This is a genomic window from Myxococcus hansupus, from assembly GCF_000280925.3.
In the GTDB taxonomy this organism is placed as follows: Bacteria; Myxococcota; Myxococcia; order Myxococcales; family Myxococcaceae; genus Myxococcus; species Myxococcus hansupus.
Genome location: NZ_CP012109.1, coordinates 5728972 through 5747145, shown reverse-complemented (window position 1 = coordinate 5747145; position 18174 = coordinate 5728972). Strand labels below are relative to the sequence as shown.

The following is an 18174-nucleotide window of genomic DNA, read 5'->3' as shown; positions in this document are numbered from 1 at the left end:
AGCATCGAAGATCTCTGACTTTTCCGCTGGAAGCAGCGCCTGGAGGAAGCAATGGCGAAGATCGACAACATGATGGGCCCGAACGTTCGTCTCTCGACCAACGTCACGACGGCGCGGCAGACGCCGGACACCGGTTTCGGCGCGCGGCTTCACAACGGCCTCAACAGCGCTGCCAGCGCCGTGGGCACGGGTGTGGGCGCGATGGCCGGCATGGTTCCGGGTGGGCAGATCGTCTCGGCCGCCGTCTCCTCGATGCACACGTTCTCCTCGACGGGTGGCTCGGGCATGGGCGCGCCGTACGCGGGCGTGATGAACACCGCGGTGGGTGGCACCCTGGGCGGCGCGGTGGCGCCCGCTGGCGGCGGTATCGGTGGTGGCCTGGGTGGCGGCGCGGTCGCCGGCTCCGGCTCGCCGCTGGGCCTGGGTGCGCAGGGCAACGGCAGCACCACGGACACGGTCAACGGCAATTTCTCGCTGAACAAGATGGCCGAGGAGAACTCCAAGCTCCTCAACCTGCAGGCCGCCATCCAGCAGGAATCGCAGACTTTCACCGCGATCTCGAACGTGATGAAGTCGCGCAACGATACGATCAAGAACTCCATCGGCAACGTTCGCTAACCGCGGGCGTCGCCCCAGGGAAAGCGAATGGCGGAGACCTCGGAGATTTCGAACAGCCTCGTTCCACTCGGCAAGCAGCAGGCGCGTGTCCTGCTGGAGGCCGGTTACCTGTGGCTCGACATGGGCCACTTCGACAAGGCGAAGGAGATTTTCTCCGGGGCCGCCGCGCTGATGCCCCGCAGCGAAGTGCCGCAGTTGGCGCTGGGCGCGGTGGAGTTCTCGCAGGGCCGGCATGACAAGGCCCTTCAGGCCTACCGCGTCGCGCAGCGCCTGGCCCCGCAGTCCTCGCTTCCGCGGGCGCACGCGGGTGAGGCGCTGTTGTTCATGGGCAAGGTTCCGGAGGCGCTCAAGGAGCTGAAGGCCGCCATGGACCTGGAGCCGGACGGGGACGGTGCCCGACTGGCGCAGTCGCTCATCCAGGCGAAGGAGGCGGGAGTCCTGCCTCCAGCGAAGTCGTAGGACGGAGGTCACGGCGATGGCTGTCGGAGGTGTGGGACGAGGCGGAGGGAAGGGCCGCGCGGGTGGCGCCAAGGGCCCTGCCGGCGCGGCTCCGGCGGGTGGCGCCAGCTTTGGTGGCAAGGTGGACCGGGCGGAGTCTCTTGTCGGGCCCTCGGGTCTGGTAGGCTCCAGCAACGTCCAGGGCCCCCAGGCCGCGGATCCAGTGGCCTCCCAGGCGGTGGCCATTGCCCGCAAGCTGAAGAACGGGGGCTTCAAGAGCAAGGAAGAGGCGACGCAGGCCCTGGTCGCCGAAGTCCTGAAGGAGAAGCTCCGCATGAAGTCTCCCGCCCTCACCAACAAGATTGCAGACGCGCTCCAGGATGATCCGCGCCTGAATCAGGTCCTCGAACGGCTGTGGTCGAAGGCCGAGTGAGCGGCGCTTGGCTCTGGGCGACGACAGGAAGGTCATCCTCGAGAAGTACGGCCCCTACGTCCGGTCGCTCGCGGCGACCGTGCGCAAGCAGTTCAACGCCCAGCTCGAGCTGGACGAACTGCTGGCCTACGGCCAGATAGGGCTCCTCGAGGCCGCCGAGCGATTCGATCCGAAGGTGGGGGCCAACTTCCTCACGTTCGCGCACTACCGCATCAAGGGCGCCATCTTCGACGGCTTGCGGAAGATGGGCGTGCTGCGGGGTTCCGATGCTCGCAACGCCTATGTGGGCGAGCGCGCGGCCGCGTATCTGGGAAATCTTTCAGATCGTGAGTCCGGAGCAGGCAACCGCGGGAGCTCATTTGCCGATGATGTGAATGACATCTCGGACGCGGTGACGGGGCTGGCGATGGTTTTCGCCACCAGCATGGAAGGCGCGGACTCCGCCGGTTACACCGACGAGTCGCTCCCCGTCGACGTCCGGATGGAGCAGGAGCAGTTGAAGACGCGGGTGCGGGCGGCGATTGAGAAGCTCCCGGAGAAGGAGCGGAAGCTCCTGCTGGGGTACTACTTCCAGGGACGGACGCTGGAAGAGGCGGGAGCGGAGATTGGTCAGTCGAAGAGCTGGGCGTCGCGGCTGCACGCGCGAGCAATCGACCGGCTCAAGGAACTCTTGAACGAGGAGGAGGAGCTGCCTCCTTCTCCGATGGATACAGGGAGGGTCTCACATGGCGGGTCCGATGGCCGGAGTCTCCGCGGCGCAGGTCGCTCAGCAGAAGCTGCAGGATCAGGGCGCCCAGCAGACGAACAAGCAGGGCGCGTCGAAGTTCGACGGAGTTCTCGCTGACAAGGCGCAGGGCGCGGGCCAGGTGGACGCGGCCCAGCAGGTCAACAAGACGCAGCAGGTCCAGTCCGCGCAGCGCGTGGACTCCGTGCGTCAGGTGGAGACCGTCAACAAGACGGAGAAGGCCGCCCTCAACAAGGTGAACGGCGCCCAGGAGTCGGTGACGACCAAGGCGGCCGAGCCGGTGACGGCCAAGGCCGAGGCGTCCAAGTCCTCCAAGGCCGGCGACATGATGCAGCAGATTGTCGGCGACCTGGAGAAGGGCCAGGTCAACCTGGAGCACATCATCAAGCAGGCCTCCAGCGGCAAGGCGTTCTCCAACGCGGAGCTGCTGTCGCTCCAGGCCTCCATGTACCAGTACACGCAGCAGCTCGACCTCACGAGCAAGGTCGTGGAGAAGGCGACCACGGGCCTGAAGGACGTCGTCAAGACCCAGGTGTAGCCGTTCCCACCCGGGCCCCCGGCGGCGCGTCCTGACGAAGGGCGGTCCCTCCCTGAGCAAGCGGGAGGGGGCGCCCTTCCGCGTTTTTCGGGGGCCTAGTAAGCTCCGACCCGCCCATGATTCGCCGACCGCACGCGCTTGCCGCCCCGCTTCTTGCCCTCCTCTTCCTGACGGGCTGTCACATCGAGCTCCAGCACGCGCTGAGCGAGGCGGATGCCAACGAAATCTACGTTCTGCTCAGCAAGAACGGCATCAACGCCAAGAAGGAGAAGGAGGAGGGCGGCAACGAGGTGCGGTTCATGATCACCGTGCCCAAGGCGGATGCCGCGCAGGCGGCGGAGCTGCTCAAGCTCAACTCGCTGCCGCGCCCGGTGGAGAAGGGCCTGGCCCACTTCGCCAAGGGCAGCATGGTGCCCACCGCGACGGAAGAGCGCGCCATGTTGCTCAAGGCGATGGGCGGCGAGGTGTCCAACGCGCTCAATCAGATCGACGGCGTGCTGGAAGCGCGCGCCATCGTGATGATTCCGGAGAACAACGACCTGACGCAGCCGGAGAACAAGCCGATGCCGTCCGCGTCGGTGTTCATCAAGTACCGCCCGGGAGAGGGCGGCAAGCCGCCCATCGACACGGCCGTGGTGCAGCAGTTCGCGGCCACCGCGGTGCCGGAGCTGAAGGCCAGCGCGGTGACGGTGCTGATGACGCAGGCGCTGCCGCCGTCGGCGGAGACGGACTCGGAGAGCCGCCTCCAGGACGTGCTGGGTCTGCGGATGACGGCGTCCAGCGCCAGCCAGTTCAAGGTCATGTTCGCGGGCGCGTTCGTGCTCGTCCTCGCGATGATGGGCCTGACGCTGTGGACCTTCATGCGCGGTGGCTCGTCCAGCGCGCCAGCCGCCCGCGGTGGAGGCCGCGCGCGCGGCCGTCCGGAGGCCTGACGTCCCAGGCCCCTCACGGTGGGGCCTTCTTTCTTTCTCCCAGCGGGCGTCCGTGGGGCCCGCGAGGTGACGTTTGGACTCGTTCTTCACCTCGCTCAACAAGCGCCAGAGCATGCTGCTCCTGACGGCCGTGACGTTCTGCGGCCAGGAGAGCCTCGGTGCGTTGGAGCACCTCCCGGAAGAGGAGGGGGCGCTCCTGCGTCATCGCGCGCAGGAGCTGCTGCAGATTCCGCGCGAGAAGCGCATCCCGGCGCTGGTGCAGGAAATCAAGCGGCTGGTGAAGGACCGCCGCGGACAGCTCTGGAGCGCGGAGCCGGAGCGGCTGGCCGCGCTGCTGCAACGCGAGCGGGGCGCGCTGGTGGAAGTGGTGCTGCGCGCGTTGCCGGGCACGCTGGCGGAGGCGGTGCGGGCCCACCTGCCGCCGCCCCGCGTGAAGCTGACCCGCGAGGTGCGGCCGCAGGTCCTGGACATCGTCCGGTGGAAGCTGGAGGAGCTGCTCGCGCGCGAGGTCGCCGGGCAGCAGGCCGCGGGCTTCAAGTTCGCGGACGTGCTCCAGTTGCAGCAGCGCGAGCTGCTGACCATGTGTGACCGGCTGGGCGCGCGCGTGCTGGGCCCCGCCATGGCGGGTCTCTCCGACGCGGACCGGGAGGCGATGCTGGAGCCGCTGCCGCCGGACTTGAAGCTGCTGGCCACCAAGGCCGTGGCGGCCAACGCCCCGCGCAAGCTGTCCGAGGACGACGCCCGCGCGCAGTTGGAGCTGCACGACGGGCTCACCCGGCCCACGGGCGCCATGCGCAGCGCGGGCGCGCAGCGACTGGCGCGCGCGTGCGTGGCGCAGTCTCCGGAGTTCGCCGCGCGCATGCTGGAGAAGTACCGCGGTGAGTTCGGCAGCCTCCTGGCGAAGTGGGTGCGCGAGGAGCGCGTGCGGCCCACGGCGCGCGGTGACGGCGGCCGGACGGACATCGTCATGGACCTGGAGCGGCTGGCCACGCGGGGGCTCATCGAGCGCCCGGTGCGGCTGGCGACGCCGCCGCCTCCCCGGCAGTCCGTGGTGTTGCCGCCTCCGCCCGGGGCGCGCAAGGCGGCCGCCGCCGCGGGGGCGCCCGCGAAGGCCGTGGCGGGCGCGCCTGGAAAGGCCGCGGCGGGAGTCCCCGCGAAGGCTGGCGCGCCCGAGCCCGACGCTTCCCGCGACGTTCCCACGCGGCCACCCGTCCGGGGGCAGGCGCCCGGCGCGGCCCGTGCGGGTGGAGCGGCGCCCGCCCGGCGCGACTTCATGGCGGAGCGCGCGGCGCGCAGCGCGGGGGTGGTGTCCTCGCGCGAGCCGTCCCGCGTGGCCACTCCGGCGAAGCGGCAGGAGGGCTCGGCCGTGCACCGGGTTCCGCCCCGCCGCGAGCCCGCGACGCCCGGCGGCGCGGTGGCCCGGCGTGACGCGGATGGACCCACGACCCGGCCGCCGCGCGCGGATCCAGAGGGCGCGCGCATCGGTCCGCCTCCCTCACGGCTGGGCCAGCGCGGTGCCCGTCCCCGGCCGCAGGACCCCGACACGCTGTCTGAGCGGGAGCGCGCCCGGGTCGCTGAGGGCTCTCGCGTGCATGCGCGGGCTCCGGAAGAGCGCTCCCGGGTGACGCCGGGCGCGCAGGACGAGCGTTCCCGCGTGGCCGAGGGCTCTCGGGTGCATGAGCGGTCGCGCGTGGCCGAACGGTCCCGCGTGGCCGAGGGGCAGGATGAGCGCTCCCGGGTGGCGGAGGGCTCGCGTGTCCATTCGTCGACACCGGAGGAGCGCTCGAGGGTGACGCCGGGGGCGCAGGACGAGCGCTCTCGCGTCGCTCAGGGCTCGCGTGTGCAGCAGCGGCCCTCCCCGGACGAGCGGTCCCGCGTCGCGCAAGGCTCGCGCGTGCAGCAGCGCCCCGTCGAGGAGCAGTCCCGCGTCCGCCCCAAGGCGGAGGCGCCTGCCTCGGACCGGGAGGATTCGGAAGTCTCTCGCGTGTTCCGCTCGCGCTCGTCTGGCACCCAGGGGAGCGGGCGGACCCGGGCCCCGGAGCCGGTCGAGCCGGAGCGTCCTCCCCGCGTCCTCGCGGGCCGGGCCATCACCTCGCCCTCCCTGGCGCCCATGCCCAAGCCCCGGGGCGAGGGCACCGCCGTGCAGCGTCGGCCCCGTTCTCCGTCGGAGGCCGACCGTCCTGCGGTTCCCGGCGAAGGGGGACGTGGACCCCGGGGCGGAACGCGCTAGCATCGGGACCGCAAGGAGCGGCCCATGGCGATCGGCAAGGTGATCAGAGGTGACGGGACGGCGGCGGAGCCCGTGGCGCATGCGCCCGAGCGTCCCGTCCTGCGGCCTCCTCGCGCGGGAGTGATGAACGCCGAGGTCTTCGAGGCCCGGCAGGGCGCTTCGGCCATCCTGGAGGAAGCCCAGCGCGAGAAGGAGCGCATCCTGGCGGAGGCCCAGCGCGAGCGCGAGGAGCTGCTCGCCAAGACGCGTGAGCAGGGCCGGCAGGAAGGCCTGGCGCAGGCCACGGAAATCATCCTCCGCGCGAAGATGCAGGCCGGCGAGGTGCTCGCGGGCCACGAGCAGGACGTCATCGCGCTGTCGCTGAAGATGGCGGAGAAGATCATCGGCCGGAGCCTGGAGAAGGACCCGGAGCTAATGGTGGAGCTGTGCGCGGCGGCCATCGAGAACCTGCGCAGCGCCCGCTCCATGATTCTGCGGGTGCATCCGAAGACGGCCGCGGTGCTCCGCGCGAAGAAGCCGCTGTTGATGGAGCTCATCGGCCGCGCGGTGGATGTGGCCATCAAGGAAGACCCCGAGGTGGCCCCCGTGGGCTGCGTCGTCCAGACGGAGTTCGGCACGGTGGACGCCCAGCTCCCCACGCAGTTGGAGATGCTCCAGAACATCCTGCTGCCGGACACCGCCCGCAAGGAAGGGCCGGCCTAGGCCGGAACCTCGAGGGACTCGTCCATGGCCATTGACCTCTCGCGGTACTTCGACCTCATCAAGGAAGCCCAGGTCGTGCGCGTGCGCGGCCGCGTCACGGAGCTGACGGGCCTCATCATCAAGGCCAGCGTGCCCAACGTCCGCGTGGGCGAGCTGGTGCTCATCAAGAGCCGCGCCCGCGGCGCGGTGCGGGCGGAGGTGGTGGGCTTCCAGGGCGATGAGGTGATGCTCATGCCCCTGGGCGAACTGCAGGGCATCGGTCCGGACAGCGAGGTCATCCCCACCGGAAGGCCGCTGAGCATCAAGTGCGGAGAGGCGCTCCTGGGGCGCGTGCTCAACGGCATCGGCGAGCCCATGGACGGCCACCCCTTGCCGGACGAGGGGCTCATCGACTGGTCCGTGGACCGCGACTGCCCGGACCCCTTCACCCGTCAGCGCATCGAGCGGCCGCTGCCCCTGGGCGTGCGCTGCATCGACGGATTGCTCACGGTGGGCGAAGGCCAGCGCGTGGGCCTCTTCGCCGGCTCCGGCGTCGGCAAGTCCACGCTGATGGGGCAGATCGCCCGGAACACCAAAGCGGACCTCTGCGTGGTGGCGCTCATCGGCGAACGTGGCCGCGAAGTGCGCGAGTTCATCGAGGACGCCATGGGCGAGGAGGGCATGAAGCGCTCCGTGCTGGTGTGCGCCACCTCCGACCAGCCCAGCCTCGTGCGTCTGCGCGCCGCCTACGTCGCCACCGCCATCGCCGAGTACTTCCGCGAGCGCGGTGGCAACGTGCTCTTCATGCTCGACACGGTGACGCGTCTGGCGCGTGCCCAGCGTGAAATCGGTCTCGCCGTGGGTGAGCCCCCGGCCCGTCAGGGTTACCCGCCGAGCGTGTTCTCCATGCTGCCGCGCATCCTGGAGCGCACGGGCAACTCGGAGAAGGGCAAGTGCACCGCCATCTACACCTGCCTCGTGGCTGGCGGTGACATGGAAGAGCCCATCGCCGACGAGGTCCGCGGTATTCTCGACGGCCACTTCATCCTCAACCGTGCCCTGGGCGAGCGCAACCAGTGGCCGGCCATGGACGTGCTCGCCAGCCTCAGCCGTGTGATGAGCGGCATCGTCTCCAAGGACCACAAGAAGGCGGCGGGACGGCTGCGCGAGCTGCTCTCCACGTACGAGAAGCAGCGCGACCTCATCCTCCTGGGGGCCTACCAGTACGGGACGGACCCCCGAACGGATCAGGCCATCGACAAGTACGACGCCATCATCGACTTCCTCAAGCAGGACACCCACTCCAACTCCGAGTTCGAGGAGACGGTGGAGCAGCTCATCGCCCTGTTCGACGAGTAAGGCGCGGGCCAGGGGTGCGCGGCGGGGATTCCGGGGTAGGATGGGGCCACCATGCCCCCGTACCGGTTGCAGGCCCTGCAGGACATGCGCGCTCGGGCCAAGGAAGAGGCGGAGCAAGCCTTTTCCTCCGCCATCAAGGCGTTGGAGAAGGAGAAGGTGGAGCTCCAGCGTCTCATCGACGACCTGGAGCAGCGCAAGCGCGAGCGCAAGGCGAAGGTCGCCGCCTACCTGAAGGAGGTCATGTTCAAGGGCGCCGGCATCAACGGCATGAACATGATGAACCGCTTCGAGGAGCGCCTGAAGGACGAGGAGGCGCAGGTGGCGCTGGAGGTGGAGCGCCAGCGGGAGGCCGTCAAGGTGGCCGAACGCCTGGTGGAGCAGCGCCGGCGGGAGATGGCCGATGCCGCCAAGGAGCTGAAGGCCATCGAGAAGCACCGAGAGAACTGGCAGAAGCAGGTGAAGTACGAGCGCCAACAGCGCGAGGAGTTGAACCAGGAGGAGATTGGCAACGCCTTGTTCCTGGCGCGCCAGCGCAAGTAACCTGCCGCCTCCTCATCCCCCTGGAATGACGTCATGAGCCGAGTTGACGACGATCGCGATGCAGCGCGCATGGCCGAGCGCCTCCTCCAGGAGAAGAAGCTCGCCGAGGGCCAGGCCAAGAAGCGCCAGGAGGGGGCTTCCGCCTTCCAGCGGCTGATGCAGCAGTCCCAGCAGCCTCCTCCGTCGCCAGGGGCGCCGCCCACGACGCCCCAGCAGCAGCAGGGCGGCCTGGCGCGGGCGGTGCTCGCCCGGGCCACCCAGCAGGGCAAGACGTTCGGTGAGCGGGTGCAGCAAGAGCAGCAGCCCGGCCTGAAGTCGCTGGCGCAGCCGCAGACCCAGGGCATGGCGCAGGCGCAGGCCTCGGAGGCTCGGGGCGGCACCCGCGCGTCCGACGCCCGGGATACGCGGCGGACCGAGGAGCGCAAGACGTCCGACAGCCGCGACAAGGACCTGGGCAAGGCGGAGTCCTCGCTGGGTCAGGTCAACTCCGAGCGGGGCGCCGCCATCCGCGCGGACGCCGACGCGGGCGGGGGCAAGGGCAGCGGTGGGGGCAAGGACAAGAAGGAGGGCGGCTCGGAGTCCATCGCTCCCGGCTTCCGGTTCAACCCCGCGCTGATGGCGCCGGTGCCCGTGGCCAAGCCCAAGGACACCGCGGGCTCGGAGCGCCTGCGGGCGATGGCCAGTGAAATCGCGCAGAAAATCGTGGAGCGCGTCCGGGTGGGCACCAATGCCTCCGGCAACGCGGAGTTCCAGATTGATTTGCGCGGCGACGTGCTCAAGGGCCTGTCCATCAAGGTCAGCGCGCGCAACGGGAAGATTTCCGCCACCTTCAGCGGCAGCGACCGCGAGGTGCTCAAGCAGCTCGAAGAAGCCAGCGAGGGCCTGCGCTCGGCGCTCAGCGGCCGGGGGCTCCGGCTTGAAGACGTACGCTTCGAGGCGAAGACATGAGTCTGGAGTCCGAGGATGATGGACCGGGCGTCCATGAGCGCACGATGCTGGTGGACCTGCGCCAGCTTCGGCCCTCGCGTCCGGAGTCTCAGGAGCCCCCAGAGGAGCAGGCGCCTTCGGCTCCGCAGGAGCGGACCTGGCGGCCCTTCGTCTTCCAGAACCTGGAGAAGGTGTCTCGGGCGCAGGGCCTGCTCGCGGAGCGGCTGCGCTGGCTGACGCCCGCCCAGGGCACGGCGACCGCGGTGGCGGCGCGGCTCAAGGAGCTGTTCGACGCCGACGTGAGCCTGACGCTGGAGTCCGTGCAGGTGCGGCCCATGGCGGAGCTGCGGCGCTTCCTGGGCGACCCGACCTTCCTGGCGGTGCTGGCGCCGGGGGCGCTCCAGGGCCGGGCGGTGCTCGAGGTGGAGCTGTCGCTGGCGCACGTGGCGGTGGACCTGCTGCTGGGCGGCGCGGGTGAGACGGTGGGCCTGCGCCCGCTGACGGACATCGAGGAGGGCGTGATGGCGTACGTCGTCCTCGAGGGACTCAAGCTGCTCGTGCCGGGGCTGCAACCGGCGGTGCCGCGTCCCCGGCTGGACGGCGTGGCGCGCGGCGTGGACGAGGTCTCCGCGCGGCTGGGCGATGACGGCCCCATGCTGGCGGTCCACCTCCACGCGACGCTGGGCTCGCACAGCGGCATGGTGCGGCTGGTGGTGCCCGCGGCGGTGCTGGACGCGGCGGAGCCGGCGGTGGAGAGCGCGCAGCGGCGGGCCCGGGGGAAGGCGGACCTGGAGGCCTTCGCGAGCCGTCTGTCGGCGGTGCGCGGTTTCCTGCGCGCGGAGATTGGCTCCGCGGAGATTTCCGGCCAGGACCTGGCGAGCCTGCGGGTGAAGGACGTGCTCCTGGTGGACGCGCTCACGGCGCGGCCGGACAAGGGCGAGACGGGCACGGCGCAGTTGCGGATGGGGAAGGGGACGGCGGGGCGCGCGGAGGCGGAGGTGTTCGTGGGTGCGGACGGGCGCTACCGGGCCCGCATCACGGACATCATCCCCGGCGAGCCGGGCCATCCCGGGTCGGTGGCCGAGGGCGGCTCGGAGCCCGCGGATGAAGAAGAGGACTTCACGAACCCGGAGCTGGATGTTCCTCCGGAACTGGAAGGGGCGGCCTTGGACGATGTGAGCAAGCCGGACGGAAGCGACCTGCTCGGAGACGTGCCCCTGCAGATCGCCGTGGAACTGGCGCGGGTGCCCGTTACCGCGCAGCAGGTGGTGGGGCTGCGCGCGGGGCAGGTCCTCGAGCTCAACCGCGGTCCTGGGGAGCCAGTGGAGCTGTCCGTCAATGGCAAGGTGGTGGCCCGCGGGGAGCTGGTGGAGGTGGAAGGCCAGCTCGGCGTGCGCATCATCACCCTGGCGGGGTGAGCCCCAGGCGAGGTGAAGCAAGCAGGCAGGAGTGGCCGGCCAGGCGGGGGGCCGTGGCGGTCCTCCGGCCGATGAACTAGCCTCGCGCCCAGTCATGGCAGTCCTCCGTCCCCCCCTCATGCGTTTGTTGCTGGGCGCCGCGCTGGTGTTCGCGCCGGCCGCCGCCAAGGCCCAGGCTCCGTCCACGCCCGTTGCCGCCCAGGCTCAGGCCGTGCCCGCGCCGGTCGCACCCTCGGTGAAGGTCGAGGCGCCCTCCGCGGTCGCGCCGTCGGCGCCCGCCGCTACGGCTCAGCAGAAGGCCGCACCGGCCGCTGCCTCTGCGGGGAGTGCCACTGCTGTCACGGCTCCGCAGAAGGCCGTACCGGCCGCTGCCGCCTCGGGGAGCGCCCCCGCTGTCACGGTTCCGCGGACGGCCGCACCGGCTGCTGCTTCTTCGGGGAGCGCCCCCCCTGTCACGGCTCAGCAGAAGGCCGCACCGGCCGCTGCCGCCTCGGGGAGTTCCGCTCCCGTGGCTCAGGAGGCCCAGCCGGCCACTATGCCTTCGACGACGGGGGAGGTGCCGTCTGTCGCTGCGCCATCCGCCGCGTCGGAGCCCGCACCGATGAAGCCGGCCCCTTCGGACGCGGCGCTGCTGGAGGCGGACCGCGCGCTGGACGCGGAGCTGTCGGCCACGGCGGCGAAGCGCCAGGCGCAGGCCTGGGGGGATGGCGCGGCGGATGCGCTGGCGGAAGCCGAGGAGCCCGAGAACCTGGGCTGGCTGCTGGCCCGCACGCTGCTGGTGCTGGGCGTGGTGGTGGCCTCCATCTACCTCACGTTGAACGTGGGCCTGCGCAAGCTGATGGGGCTCCAGGGCTCGGCCATGGGCCGACAGCCGCTGGTGTCCGTGGTGGAGCGGCTCCCCCTGGACCAACGCCGCAGCCTCTTCGTGGTGAAGGCCGCGGACGAATACCTGCTGGTGGGCGGCGGCGAGGGCGGTTTGCAACTGTTGTCGAAGCTGGATGTGGAGGCGGTGGAGCGCATTCGCGCGCAGCGCCCGCAGACGAACGCAGTTCCACTGAGCCCATTCCTCCAGAAGCTCCTCTCTCGCCGCAGCGGTGGCTCGCCTTCCCAGCCGCCCGGCTCCTGACGACCGTGCCCGAGAACATCTTGTCCCCAGACCGTTCCCGTCTCCCGCGCGTCGCGCCCTGGCTGTTCGCGGCCGCGGTCGCCGCGCATCCCTTCACGGCGCTCGCGCAGAAGCGCGGGGGCGCGGCCATCCCGGACTCGGTGGTCAACGAGGCCGTCAACAGCGACTCGTTCGCCTCGCGCCCGCTCATCCTCATCCTGGCGCTGGCGGCCATGGGCCTGGTGCCCTTCGCGCTGATGATGGCGACCAGCTTCGTGAAGATTTCGGTGGTGCTCTCCATCGTCCGCTCGGCGCTGGGCACGCAGCAGATTCCGCCCACCCAGGTCATCACCGGCCTGGCGGTCATCCTCACCGTCTACATCATGGCCCCCGTGGGCCAGCAGATGTACCGCGCGGCCGGCGTGGACATCTGGTCGAAGGGGCCCGGCGTCTTCTCCTCGGAGACGGTGGGGTCCATGCTCGGCGCGGCCAGCAAGTCCAAGGAGCCGCTGCGCGAGTGGCTCATCAAGAAGGTGACCACCAAGGACCGGGCGCTCTTCTTCAACCTCGCCAAGAAGCTGCGCAAGGGCGAGGACCGCGACGCCGTGGAGAACAATGACTTCATGGTCATCATCCCGGCCTTCGTGGTGTCGGAGCTGAAGGAGGCCTTCCAGATAGGCTTCCTGCTCTTCGTCCCGTTCATCGTCATCGACATGGTGGTGGCCAACATCCTGTTGGCGCTGGGCATGCACATGCTGTCGCCCACCACCATCTCCATGCCGTTCAAGCTGCTCCTGTTCGTGCTCGTGGACGGTTGGTATCTCATCGCCAAGGGCCTGGTCGTCGGCTACCTGTAAAGAGGGCTCCATGAATCAGCTTACGTTCATCACCCAGGAGGCCCTGTTCCTGGTGCTCGTCGCGTCGGCGCCGCCGGTGCTGATGAGCCTGCTGGTGGGATTCATCATCTCGCTGTTCCAGGCCACCACGCAGATTCAGGAGCAGACGCTCACCTTCGCGCCGAAGGTCGTCGCCGTCTTCGGCGTGCTGGCGCTGGCGGGCCCGTGGATTGGCAGCCAGTTGGTGCGCTTCACGTTCCACGTGTTCGACAGGTTCCCCGCGCTCATCAAATGAACGTCGCGGACCTCGTGGCAGAGCTGGGCACCCGGGCCAACGTCTCGGCCGTCATCTTCACGGTGGCGCTGGTGATGTGCCGGGTGATGCCCCTGCTCATCTTCAGCCCCTTCCTGGGCGGTGAGGTGGTCCCCACCGAGCTGAAGATGGGTATCGGGCTGACGCTCTCCATCGTGCTCTATCCCATCATCGCGGGCTCGGTGACGGCCATTCCCCTGAGCGCGATGCCGTACATCGCGCTGATGGCGAAGGAGATATTCATCGGCTTCACCATGGCCTTCGTGGTCAACACGCTCTTCGAGGCGGCGCGTGTGGCCGGCAACCTGGTGGACACCATGGCCGGCAGCAACAACGCGCAGTTGTACGTGCCGCAGCTCGGACAGCAGGTGACGCTCTTCTCCAGCTTCAAGGTCCAGCTCACGGTGGTGCTGTTCCTCACGCTGGATGGGCACCACGTCATCATCCAGGCGCTGGCGGACAGCCTGGTGGCGATCCCGCTGGACGGCTTCCCCAACTTCAACAGCGGCCCGTGGCCCTTCTTCGACCTGATGATCCGCGTGTTCGCGAACCTGCTCAAGGTGAGCCTGGCGCTGGCGGCACCGGGCATGCTGGCCACCTTCCTCACCGACGTGGCGCTGGGCGCCATCAACCGCGTGGCACCGCAAATCCAGGTGTTCTTCATTTCGATGTCCGTCAAACCCCTGGTGAGCGTGCTCCTCATCTTCCTGGTGCTGGGCTCTCTGATGGATCGCTTGCAGGGGGAGATGGTCCAGATGCTGCGGACGCTCAACGTGACCATTCGGCTGCTCTCCTGAGCCGCTTCATCCCGGACACGCCATGTCGGACGAGAGCGGAGAAAAAACAGAGGAGCCATCCCAGAAGAAGCTGGATGACTCACGCAAGAAGGGGCAGGTCTGGAAGAGCAAGGACCTGAGCGGCGTGGGCGTGCTGCTGGTGGGCCTGGCCGCGGTCAAGTTCAGTTGGGACATGCTGGAGACGGAGCTGACCTCGCTCTTCATGTTCTCCTTCGACCAGTTGGCGCACCCGGAGAGCCTGGCGGTGGCCACCGGGCAGTTGCTCTACCTGGGCCTGCGCGCGGTGCTGCTGGTGTCGCTGCCGGTCCTTGCGGGCTGCGCCATCGTGGGCGGATTGATGGAGTACCTCCAGGTGGGGACGCTCTTCACCATGGATCCGCTGATGCCGAAGATGGAGAAGCTCAACCCCATCCAGGGCATGAAGAACCTGTTCAACAAGAAGGCCATTGTTGAACTGCTGAAGAACCTCATCAAAATCTCCGTCACCGCCTACGTCGTCTACGGCGTGGTGCGGGACGCCATGCCCCTGGTGGTGGAGACGGTCCGGCAGGACACGCGCTCCATCATGACCATCATGGGGGAGCTGGTGACGCGCGTGGCCACGCGCGTGGCGCTGCTGTTCGTCCTCTTCGGCGTCTTCGACGTCTGGTGGCAGCGCAAGTCCTTCATGAAGGACATGATGATGACCAAGGAGGAGGTCAAGAAGGAGTACAAGCAGAGCGAGGGCGATCCGCACCACAAGGCCAAGCGCAAGGAACTCCACCAGGAAATCATGGAGGGTGCGCAGATGGAGGCCGTGCGCGAGGCGGACGTCATCGTCACCAACCCGGACCACGTGGCGGTGGCCCTCAAGTACGACCGGGAGAAGGACGGCGCGCCGCGCGTGCTCGCCCGGGGCATCGACTTCAAGGCCGAGCGCATCAAGGCCATTGCCCGCGAGCAGGACGTGCCCACGCTGCGCAACGTGCCCCTGGCCCACGCCCTGCTTCGGGTGGAGGTGGGGCACGAGGTGCCGGAGGAGCTGTACGACGCGGTCGCCGAGGTCCTCAACTTCGTCTACGGCTTGAAGAGCGGCCAGCCGGCCCCGGAGGGCCGCGCGTGACGGGGCCGGGTGCGGCTATCATGCAGGGACAGCGGGGCTGCTCATGAGTGACGACGCCGAAATCGCCATCGCGTTGAAGTACGACAAGGAGAAGGACGGTGCCCCGCGCGTGGTGGCCAAGGGCATGCGGCTCAAGGCGGAGAAGATTCGCGAGATTGCCCGCGAGCACAACATCCCGCTGATGCGGAACGTGAACCTGGCCAACGCCCTCTACCGGGTGGAGGTGGGCCATGAGGTTCCCGAGGAGCTGTACGACGCCGTCGCCGAGGTCCTCAACTTCGTCTACGAGCTGCAGCGCGAGCAGGCGGCCGCCGCCAACCGGCGCTAGGGGGGCTGGACGTCCCCCACCCATCTGGAGTGAGGTTCGGTATCACCATGGCCAGAATCAACAATCCGCCTCCGAATACGTCCCTGTGGCCCTGGGGCGGTCCCCGCAGCGTCCGTGAGCGGCTCGTCGACCCGGCGCAAATCGACCGGAAGAAGCTCCGCAAGACGGGCAACCCGAAGAACCCGGCGCTCGCGTCCGCGGCGCTGCTGGACTTCATCGGGCCGGCGCACTCCTCGGAGGAACTCCGCCTGCCGCTGCCCCCGCACCCCGGCGGGCACGAGTCGGACCTGGAGGGCTTCAGCGACCGGCCCCACCTGTCCAGCGTGGCCGGCCGTGGTGACGAGGACCAGCGTCGGATGATGGAGCGGGGCCTGGGCAAGGTGAAGGCGGCCCCGGACCGGCTCGAGCGGCTCAAGGCGCTGCTGCACCGCGAGTCCGCCATGCTGTCGCTGGTGGATCAGGTGAACGAGGAGACGAAGGAGATCATCCGGCGCATGTGGGACGCGCAGAAGGACGAGGGTTACTAGCGTCATGCCCGTGCTGGACCCCGAGGATCCGAAGGACGAGGCGAAGCTGGATGCGCTGCTCCAGCGTTGGGCGGACGGCAAGGCCACGCTGCGGGAAGTGCGTGGCTATTCGGACGACGAGCTCTACGCCATCGCCAAGACGGCCTATTTCTTCTTCTACCAGGGCCGGGTGAACGAGGCGCGCACGCTCTTCCAGGGCCTGTATGCCGTCAACCCGACGGACGCCTACTTCGCCAAGGCGCTGGGCGTGGTGGAGATGGCCGCCGGAAACGGGCAGGGGGCGCTGGCCGCCTTCGACGTGGCCGCCAAGCTGGCCCCGCACGACCCCTCCGTGTACGTGGGTCGCGCCGAGGTGAAGCTCGCCCTGGGCCAGAAGCCCCAGGCCGTGGAGGATTTGCGACGGGCGGCGGCCATGCAGCCGGTGGACGACCCCGTGGTGCGCAAGGCGGCGGCCATGATTTCCGCCCTGAGCCGCCGGTGAGCCCTGATTTCACTTCCGGAATGGACTGATCTTCCAGGGAGTCTGGTAGGCTGCCGCCGCTCAATTCTTCGTCGTCAGGGAGGTCGTTGACATGTCGAACCCGAATCCTGATCCGCGCGTGCCCGCCCAGATGCCCCCGGAAGCTCCCGCCGAGCTGACCGGCAAGCGCGAGCGGCTCATCACCGAGCTCGAGAACCAGGCGAAGTCCGCCCAGGGCACGCTGCAGCAGGTGATGCGGAAGATGTCCTCGCTGCTCTCCAACACCAAGCCGGGCGCGTCCCTCAACTTCCAGTTGTACCAGGACGTGAAGGACGCCTTTTCCCGTCACCTGAACGAGGCGACGAAGACGCCGGCGCTGGCCAACATGCCGCCCGTCCTCGTGGAGTCCGTGGAGTGGATGCAGGCGTACCTGAACGCCCGTGGCTTCGCCGCGGACGAGGCCGCCGCCCCCGCGCCCGCCGCCACGGCGGCTCCGGCCCCCGCGGCCAAGGCCCCCGCCGGTCCGGGCGGTGGCAAGGACGCCTTCGAGACGTCCAGCAAGAAGCACGCGTCGCTGACCGGTGACGTGCCGCCGCCGCCGGCGTCCCCGCCGGACGTGAAGGCCGAGCAGAAGGACCTGGAGTCCTTCAAGGCTTGGATGAAGAACCCCAGCCTGGGCAAGCTCAAGGGCTAGTTCGCGGCAGTCATCCTGGGCCTGGAATGACGCAACTCCAGGCCCGGGACGGCAGATAACTCCTTCGAGACGTACTTTTCTTCCGAGGAGCAGTCCCCATGACCACCAAGATTGCGAACAACGCACCCGCGAACGGTTCCGCGCGCAAGTCGGCGACGACCCCCCAGCAGCAGACGCAGGCCTGGCAGGGTGTGCTGGACTCCGCCGTGAACCAGATGAACGACCCGGAGATCAAGGGCAGCACCAAGTACCTTGGCGAGGGCCGGATCAACACGGTGAAGCAGAAGGTCCAGGGGGACATGGAGGCGTTCATCCAGTCCAACCCGAACGCCACCGCCGACGAGGTGAAGACCCAGGCCGAGTCCGCGACGAAGAAGCACGAGACGAACGCCATGTTCCAGAAGATGCGGGACGACAACTTCTTCGGGAAGTTGATGAGCCGCCGCAAGGAGCTCCTCAAGGACATGTGGGGCGAGTAGTTCGCGCCTGACGGAGCGGCACTCCCGCTCACGTGTTCACGCAACCGCCGCCCGGGTCTTGGACCGGGGCGGCGGTTTTGCTTTGCGGGGGCTCGAGCGAGGGCGGCGCCTGGCGGTGCTTCCGGGCGACATTGGCGGAAGGTCCGAAGTGAGCCGCAAGAGGGGCAGGGGACGCCGGGGACCCATGGCCCCGCGGAGGCATCCTCGAGCCCGCAAAAAGCAAGGAGCCGGCATCCCAAGAGGGAGGCCGGCTCCGAGAACCGCGGTGCTACGGCAAGGATTAGATCTTGCCGATGACGGACATCGCGATCTCGTTGAGCTTCTTCATCAGGTTGGCAACGAAGGCGGTGGCCTCCTGCTGCTTCTGGAGCATGAGCTGCGCCTCGGCGCGCTCACGGTCCGGACCGGTCAGGCCGGAGAGGGACTTCTGCTCGAGGGCGGAGAGACCCTGGCTGGCTCCGAGGGCCTTCGTGGCGGCGGCGGCGGCGGTGGTGGCGGTGGTCATGGCGTTCTCCAGAAGTTTTGGGAAGCGGGTGGTTTGCGGCGGCGCTGCTTACAAAAGGATTATGGGGGAACGGGGGGTGAAAGTTTCCTCGGGATTTTCCGATTCTTTTTCCCGCCCTGGCAAGAGGGGGGCCCCCGCGGGCCGCCCAGGTGATCCGCCTCCCTGCCTC

Annotated in this window: 23 protein-coding genes; 22 read left to right on the top strand and 1 reads right to left on the bottom strand. The window is 69.1% G+C overall.

Going from position 1 to position 18174, the window contains the following annotated elements; translation table 11 throughout:
• Positions 1-51 precede the first annotated feature (51 nt).
• The 22 genes from A176_RS22245 (at position 52) to A176_RS22140 (ending at position 17500) form a co-directional block, all read left to right on the top strand.
• On the top strand, positions 52-618 hold the full coding sequence (locus A176_RS22245) for a hypothetical protein (RefSeq protein ID WP_002637075.1): 567 nt from the start codon (positions 52-54) through the stop codon (positions 616-618).
• 27 nt (positions 619-645) lie between these two features.
• A complete protein-coding gene (locus A176_RS22240) occupies positions 646-1077 on the top strand; it encodes a tetratricopeptide repeat protein (protein WP_002637074.1) in 432 nt (143 codons plus the stop codon).
• Between the two features lie 16 nt (positions 1078-1093).
• The gene (locus A176_RS22235; protein WP_002637073.1) at positions 1094-1489 is read left to right on the top strand and encodes a hypothetical protein; all 396 of its coding nucleotides are present in this window, start codon (positions 1094-1096) and stop codon (positions 1487-1489) included.
• A gap of 7 nt (positions 1490-1496) precedes the next feature.
• Positions 1497-2333 carry a sigma-70 family RNA polymerase sigma factor gene (locus tag A176_RS22230; protein WP_002637072.1) on the top strand — a complete coding sequence of 279 codons (837 nt, stop codon included), beginning with the start codon at positions 1497-1499 and terminating at the stop codon, positions 2331-2333.
• Positions 2227-2772, top strand: a complete 546-nt coding sequence (locus tag A176_RS22225; protein ID WP_226993958.1) for an ATP-dependent helicase HrpB — start codon at positions 2227-2229, stop codon at positions 2770-2772. Before A176_RS22230 ends, A176_RS22225 begins: the two co-directional genes overlap by 107 nt.
• A 116-nt stretch (positions 2773-2888) precedes the next feature.
• On the top strand, positions 2889-3704 hold the full coding sequence (locus A176_RS22220; RefSeq protein ID WP_002637070.1) for a type III secretion protein: 816 nt from the start codon (positions 2889-2891) through the stop codon (positions 3702-3704).
• Between the two features lie 73 nt (positions 3705-3777).
• Positions 3778-5934, top strand: coding sequence for a hypothetical protein (locus A176_RS22215; RefSeq protein WP_002637069.1), 2157 nt, complete (start codon positions 3778-3780; stop codon positions 5932-5934).
• Between the two features lie 24 nt (positions 5935-5958).
• A complete protein-coding gene (locus A176_RS22210; protein WP_002637068.1) occupies positions 5959-6636 on the top strand; it encodes a FliH/SctL family protein in 678 nt (225 codons plus the stop codon).
• Positions 6637-6660: 24 nt separating this feature from the next.
• The gene (gene sctN, locus A176_RS22205) at positions 6661-7974 is read left to right on the top strand and encodes a type III secretion system ATPase SctN (RefSeq protein WP_002637067.1); all 1314 of its coding nucleotides are present in this window, start codon (positions 6661-6663) and stop codon (positions 7972-7974) included.
• A 51-nt stretch (positions 7975-8025) separates the two neighbouring features.
• On the top strand, positions 8026-8514 hold the full coding sequence (locus A176_RS22200) for a flagellar assembly protein FliH (protein WP_002637066.1): 489 nt from the start codon (positions 8026-8028) through the stop codon (positions 8512-8514).
• A 33-nt stretch (positions 8515-8547) separates the two neighbouring features.
• Positions 8548-9462 carry a flagellar hook-length control protein FliK gene (locus A176_RS22195; protein ID WP_021781496.1) on the top strand — a complete coding sequence of 305 codons (915 nt, stop codon included), beginning with the start codon at positions 8548-8550 and terminating at the stop codon, positions 9460-9462.
• The gene (gene sctQ / locus A176_RS22190) at positions 9459-10859 is read left to right on the top strand and encodes a type III secretion system cytoplasmic ring protein SctQ (RefSeq protein WP_002637064.1); all 1401 of its coding nucleotides are present in this window, start codon (positions 9459-9461) and stop codon (positions 10857-10859) included. Before A176_RS22195 ends, sctQ begins: the two co-directional genes overlap by 4 nt.
• 601 nt (positions 10860-11460) lie before the next feature.
• Complete coding sequence (locus tag A176_RS22185) at positions 11461-11985, top strand: flagellar biosynthetic protein FliO (protein ID WP_002637063.1); 525 nt, start codon at positions 11461-11463, stop codon at positions 11983-11985.
• A gap of 20 nt (positions 11986-12005) precedes the next feature.
• On the top strand, positions 12006-12821 hold the full coding sequence (sctR, locus tag A176_RS22180) for a type III secretion system export apparatus subunit SctR (protein ID WP_226993957.1): 816 nt from the start codon (positions 12006-12008) through the stop codon (positions 12819-12821).
• 10 nt (positions 12822-12831) lie between these two features.
• Positions 12832-13095: a flagellar biosynthesis protein FliQ gene (fliQ, locus tag A176_RS22175; protein ID WP_002637061.1), complete on the top strand. Its 264-nt coding sequence runs from the start codon at positions 12832-12834 to the stop codon at positions 13093-13095.
• Positions 13092-13910, top strand: coding sequence for a flagellar biosynthetic protein FliR (locus tag A176_RS22170; RefSeq protein WP_002637060.1), 819 nt, complete (start codon positions 13092-13094; stop codon positions 13908-13910). Before fliQ ends, A176_RS22170 begins: the two co-directional genes overlap by 4 nt.
• Positions 13911-13932: 22 nt before the next feature.
• Positions 13933-15012: a type III secretion system export apparatus subunit SctU gene (sctU, locus tag A176_RS22165; RefSeq protein ID WP_002637059.1), complete on the top strand. Its 1080-nt coding sequence runs from the start codon at positions 13933-13935 to the stop codon at positions 15010-15012.
• A 43-nt stretch (positions 15013-15055) separates the two neighbouring features.
• Entirely contained in the window at positions 15056-15340 is a 285-nt protein-coding gene (locus A176_RS22160) for an EscU/YscU/HrcU family type III secretion system export apparatus switch protein (protein WP_002637058.1), read from the top strand.
• A 47-nt stretch (positions 15341-15387) separates the two neighbouring features.
• Positions 15388-15867, top strand: a complete 480-nt coding sequence (locus A176_RS22155; RefSeq protein WP_002637057.1) for a hypothetical protein — start codon at positions 15388-15390, stop codon at positions 15865-15867.
• Positions 15868-15871: 4 nt separating this feature from the next.
• On the top strand, positions 15872-16348 hold the full coding sequence (locus A176_RS22150; RefSeq protein WP_002637056.1) for a SycD/LcrH family type III secretion system chaperone: 477 nt from the start codon (positions 15872-15874) through the stop codon (positions 16346-16348).
• A gap of 91 nt (positions 16349-16439) precedes the next feature.
• On the top strand, positions 16440-17021 hold the full coding sequence (locus A176_RS22145; RefSeq protein ID WP_002637055.1) for a hypothetical protein: 582 nt from the start codon (positions 16440-16442) through the stop codon (positions 17019-17021).
• A 98-nt stretch (positions 17022-17119) separates the two neighbouring features.
• Entirely contained in the window at positions 17120-17500 is a 381-nt protein-coding gene (locus tag A176_RS22140) for a hypothetical protein (protein WP_002637054.1), read from the top strand.
• Positions 17501-17780: 280 nt separating this feature from the next.
• Here A176_RS22140 and A176_RS22135 read toward each other — a convergent pair whose 3' ends face one another.
• Positions 17781-18005: a hypothetical protein gene (locus tag A176_RS22135; RefSeq protein ID WP_002640925.1), complete on the bottom strand. Its 225-nt coding sequence runs from the start codon at positions 18003-18005 to the stop codon at positions 17781-17783.
• Between the last annotated feature and the right edge of the window lie 169 nt (positions 18006-18174).

Bases quoted from the DNA above. Each gene is read 5' to 3' on its own strand.
- A176_RS22145 (WP_002637055.1), top strand. From the start codon at position 16,440: ATGTCGAACCCGAATCCTGATCCGCGCGTGCCCGCCCAGATGCCCCCG.
- A176_RS22160 (WP_002637058.1), top strand. From the start codon at position 15,056: ATGAGTGACGACGCCGAAATCGCCATCGCGTTGAAGTACGACAAGGAG.
- A176_RS22135 (WP_002640925.1), bottom strand. From the start codon at position 18,005: ATGACCACCGCCACCACCGCCGCCGCCGCCGCCACGAAGGCCCTCGGA.
- A176_RS22225 (WP_226993958.1), top strand. From the start codon at position 2,227: ATGGCCGGAGTCTCCGCGGCGCAGGTCGCTCAGCAGAAGCTGCAGGAT.
- A176_RS22240 (WP_002637074.1), top strand. From the start codon at position 646: ATGGCGGAGACCTCGGAGATTTCGAACAGCCTCGTTCCACTCGGCAAG.
- A176_RS22150 (WP_002637056.1), top strand. From the start codon at position 15,872: ATGCCCGTGCTGGACCCCGAGGATCCGAAGGACGAGGCGAAGCTGGAT.
- A176_RS22220 (WP_002637070.1), top strand. From the start codon at position 2,889: ATGATTCGCCGACCGCACGCGCTTGCCGCCCCGCTTCTTGCCCTCCTC.
- A176_RS22195 (WP_021781496.1), top strand. From the start codon at position 8,548: ATGAGCCGAGTTGACGACGATCGCGATGCAGCGCGCATGGCCGAGCGC.
- A176_RS22185 (WP_002637063.1), top strand. From the start codon at position 11,461: ATGAAGCCGGCCCCTTCGGACGCGGCGCTGCTGGAGGCGGACCGCGCG.
- A176_RS22170 (WP_002637060.1), top strand. From the start codon at position 13,092: ATGAACGTCGCGGACCTCGTGGCAGAGCTGGGCACCCGGGCCAACGTC.
- sctQ (WP_002637064.1), top strand. From the start codon at position 9,459: ATGAGTCTGGAGTCCGAGGATGATGGACCGGGCGTCCATGAGCGCACG.
- A176_RS22245 (WP_002637075.1), top strand. From the start codon at position 52: ATGGCGAAGATCGACAACATGATGGGCCCGAACGTTCGTCTCTCGACC.
- A176_RS22235 (WP_002637073.1), top strand. From the start codon at position 1,094: ATGGCTGTCGGAGGTGTGGGACGAGGCGGAGGGAAGGGCCGCGCGGGT.
- fliQ (WP_002637061.1), top strand. From the start codon at position 12,832: ATGAATCAGCTTACGTTCATCACCCAGGAGGCCCTGTTCCTGGTGCTC.
- sctU (WP_002637059.1), top strand. From the start codon at position 13,933: ATGTCGGACGAGAGCGGAGAAAAAACAGAGGAGCCATCCCAGAAGAAG.
- A176_RS22155 (WP_002637057.1), top strand. From the start codon at position 15,388: ATGGCCAGAATCAACAATCCGCCTCCGAATACGTCCCTGTGGCCCTGG.
- A176_RS22140 (WP_002637054.1), top strand. From the start codon at position 17,120: ATGACCACCAAGATTGCGAACAACGCACCCGCGAACGGTTCCGCGCGC.
- A176_RS22210 (WP_002637068.1), top strand. From the start codon at position 5,959: ATGGCGATCGGCAAGGTGATCAGAGGTGACGGGACGGCGGCGGAGCCC.
- sctN (WP_002637067.1), top strand. From the start codon at position 6,661: ATGGCCATTGACCTCTCGCGGTACTTCGACCTCATCAAGGAAGCCCAG.
- A176_RS22200 (WP_002637066.1), top strand. From the start codon at position 8,026: ATGCCCCCGTACCGGTTGCAGGCCCTGCAGGACATGCGCGCTCGGGCC.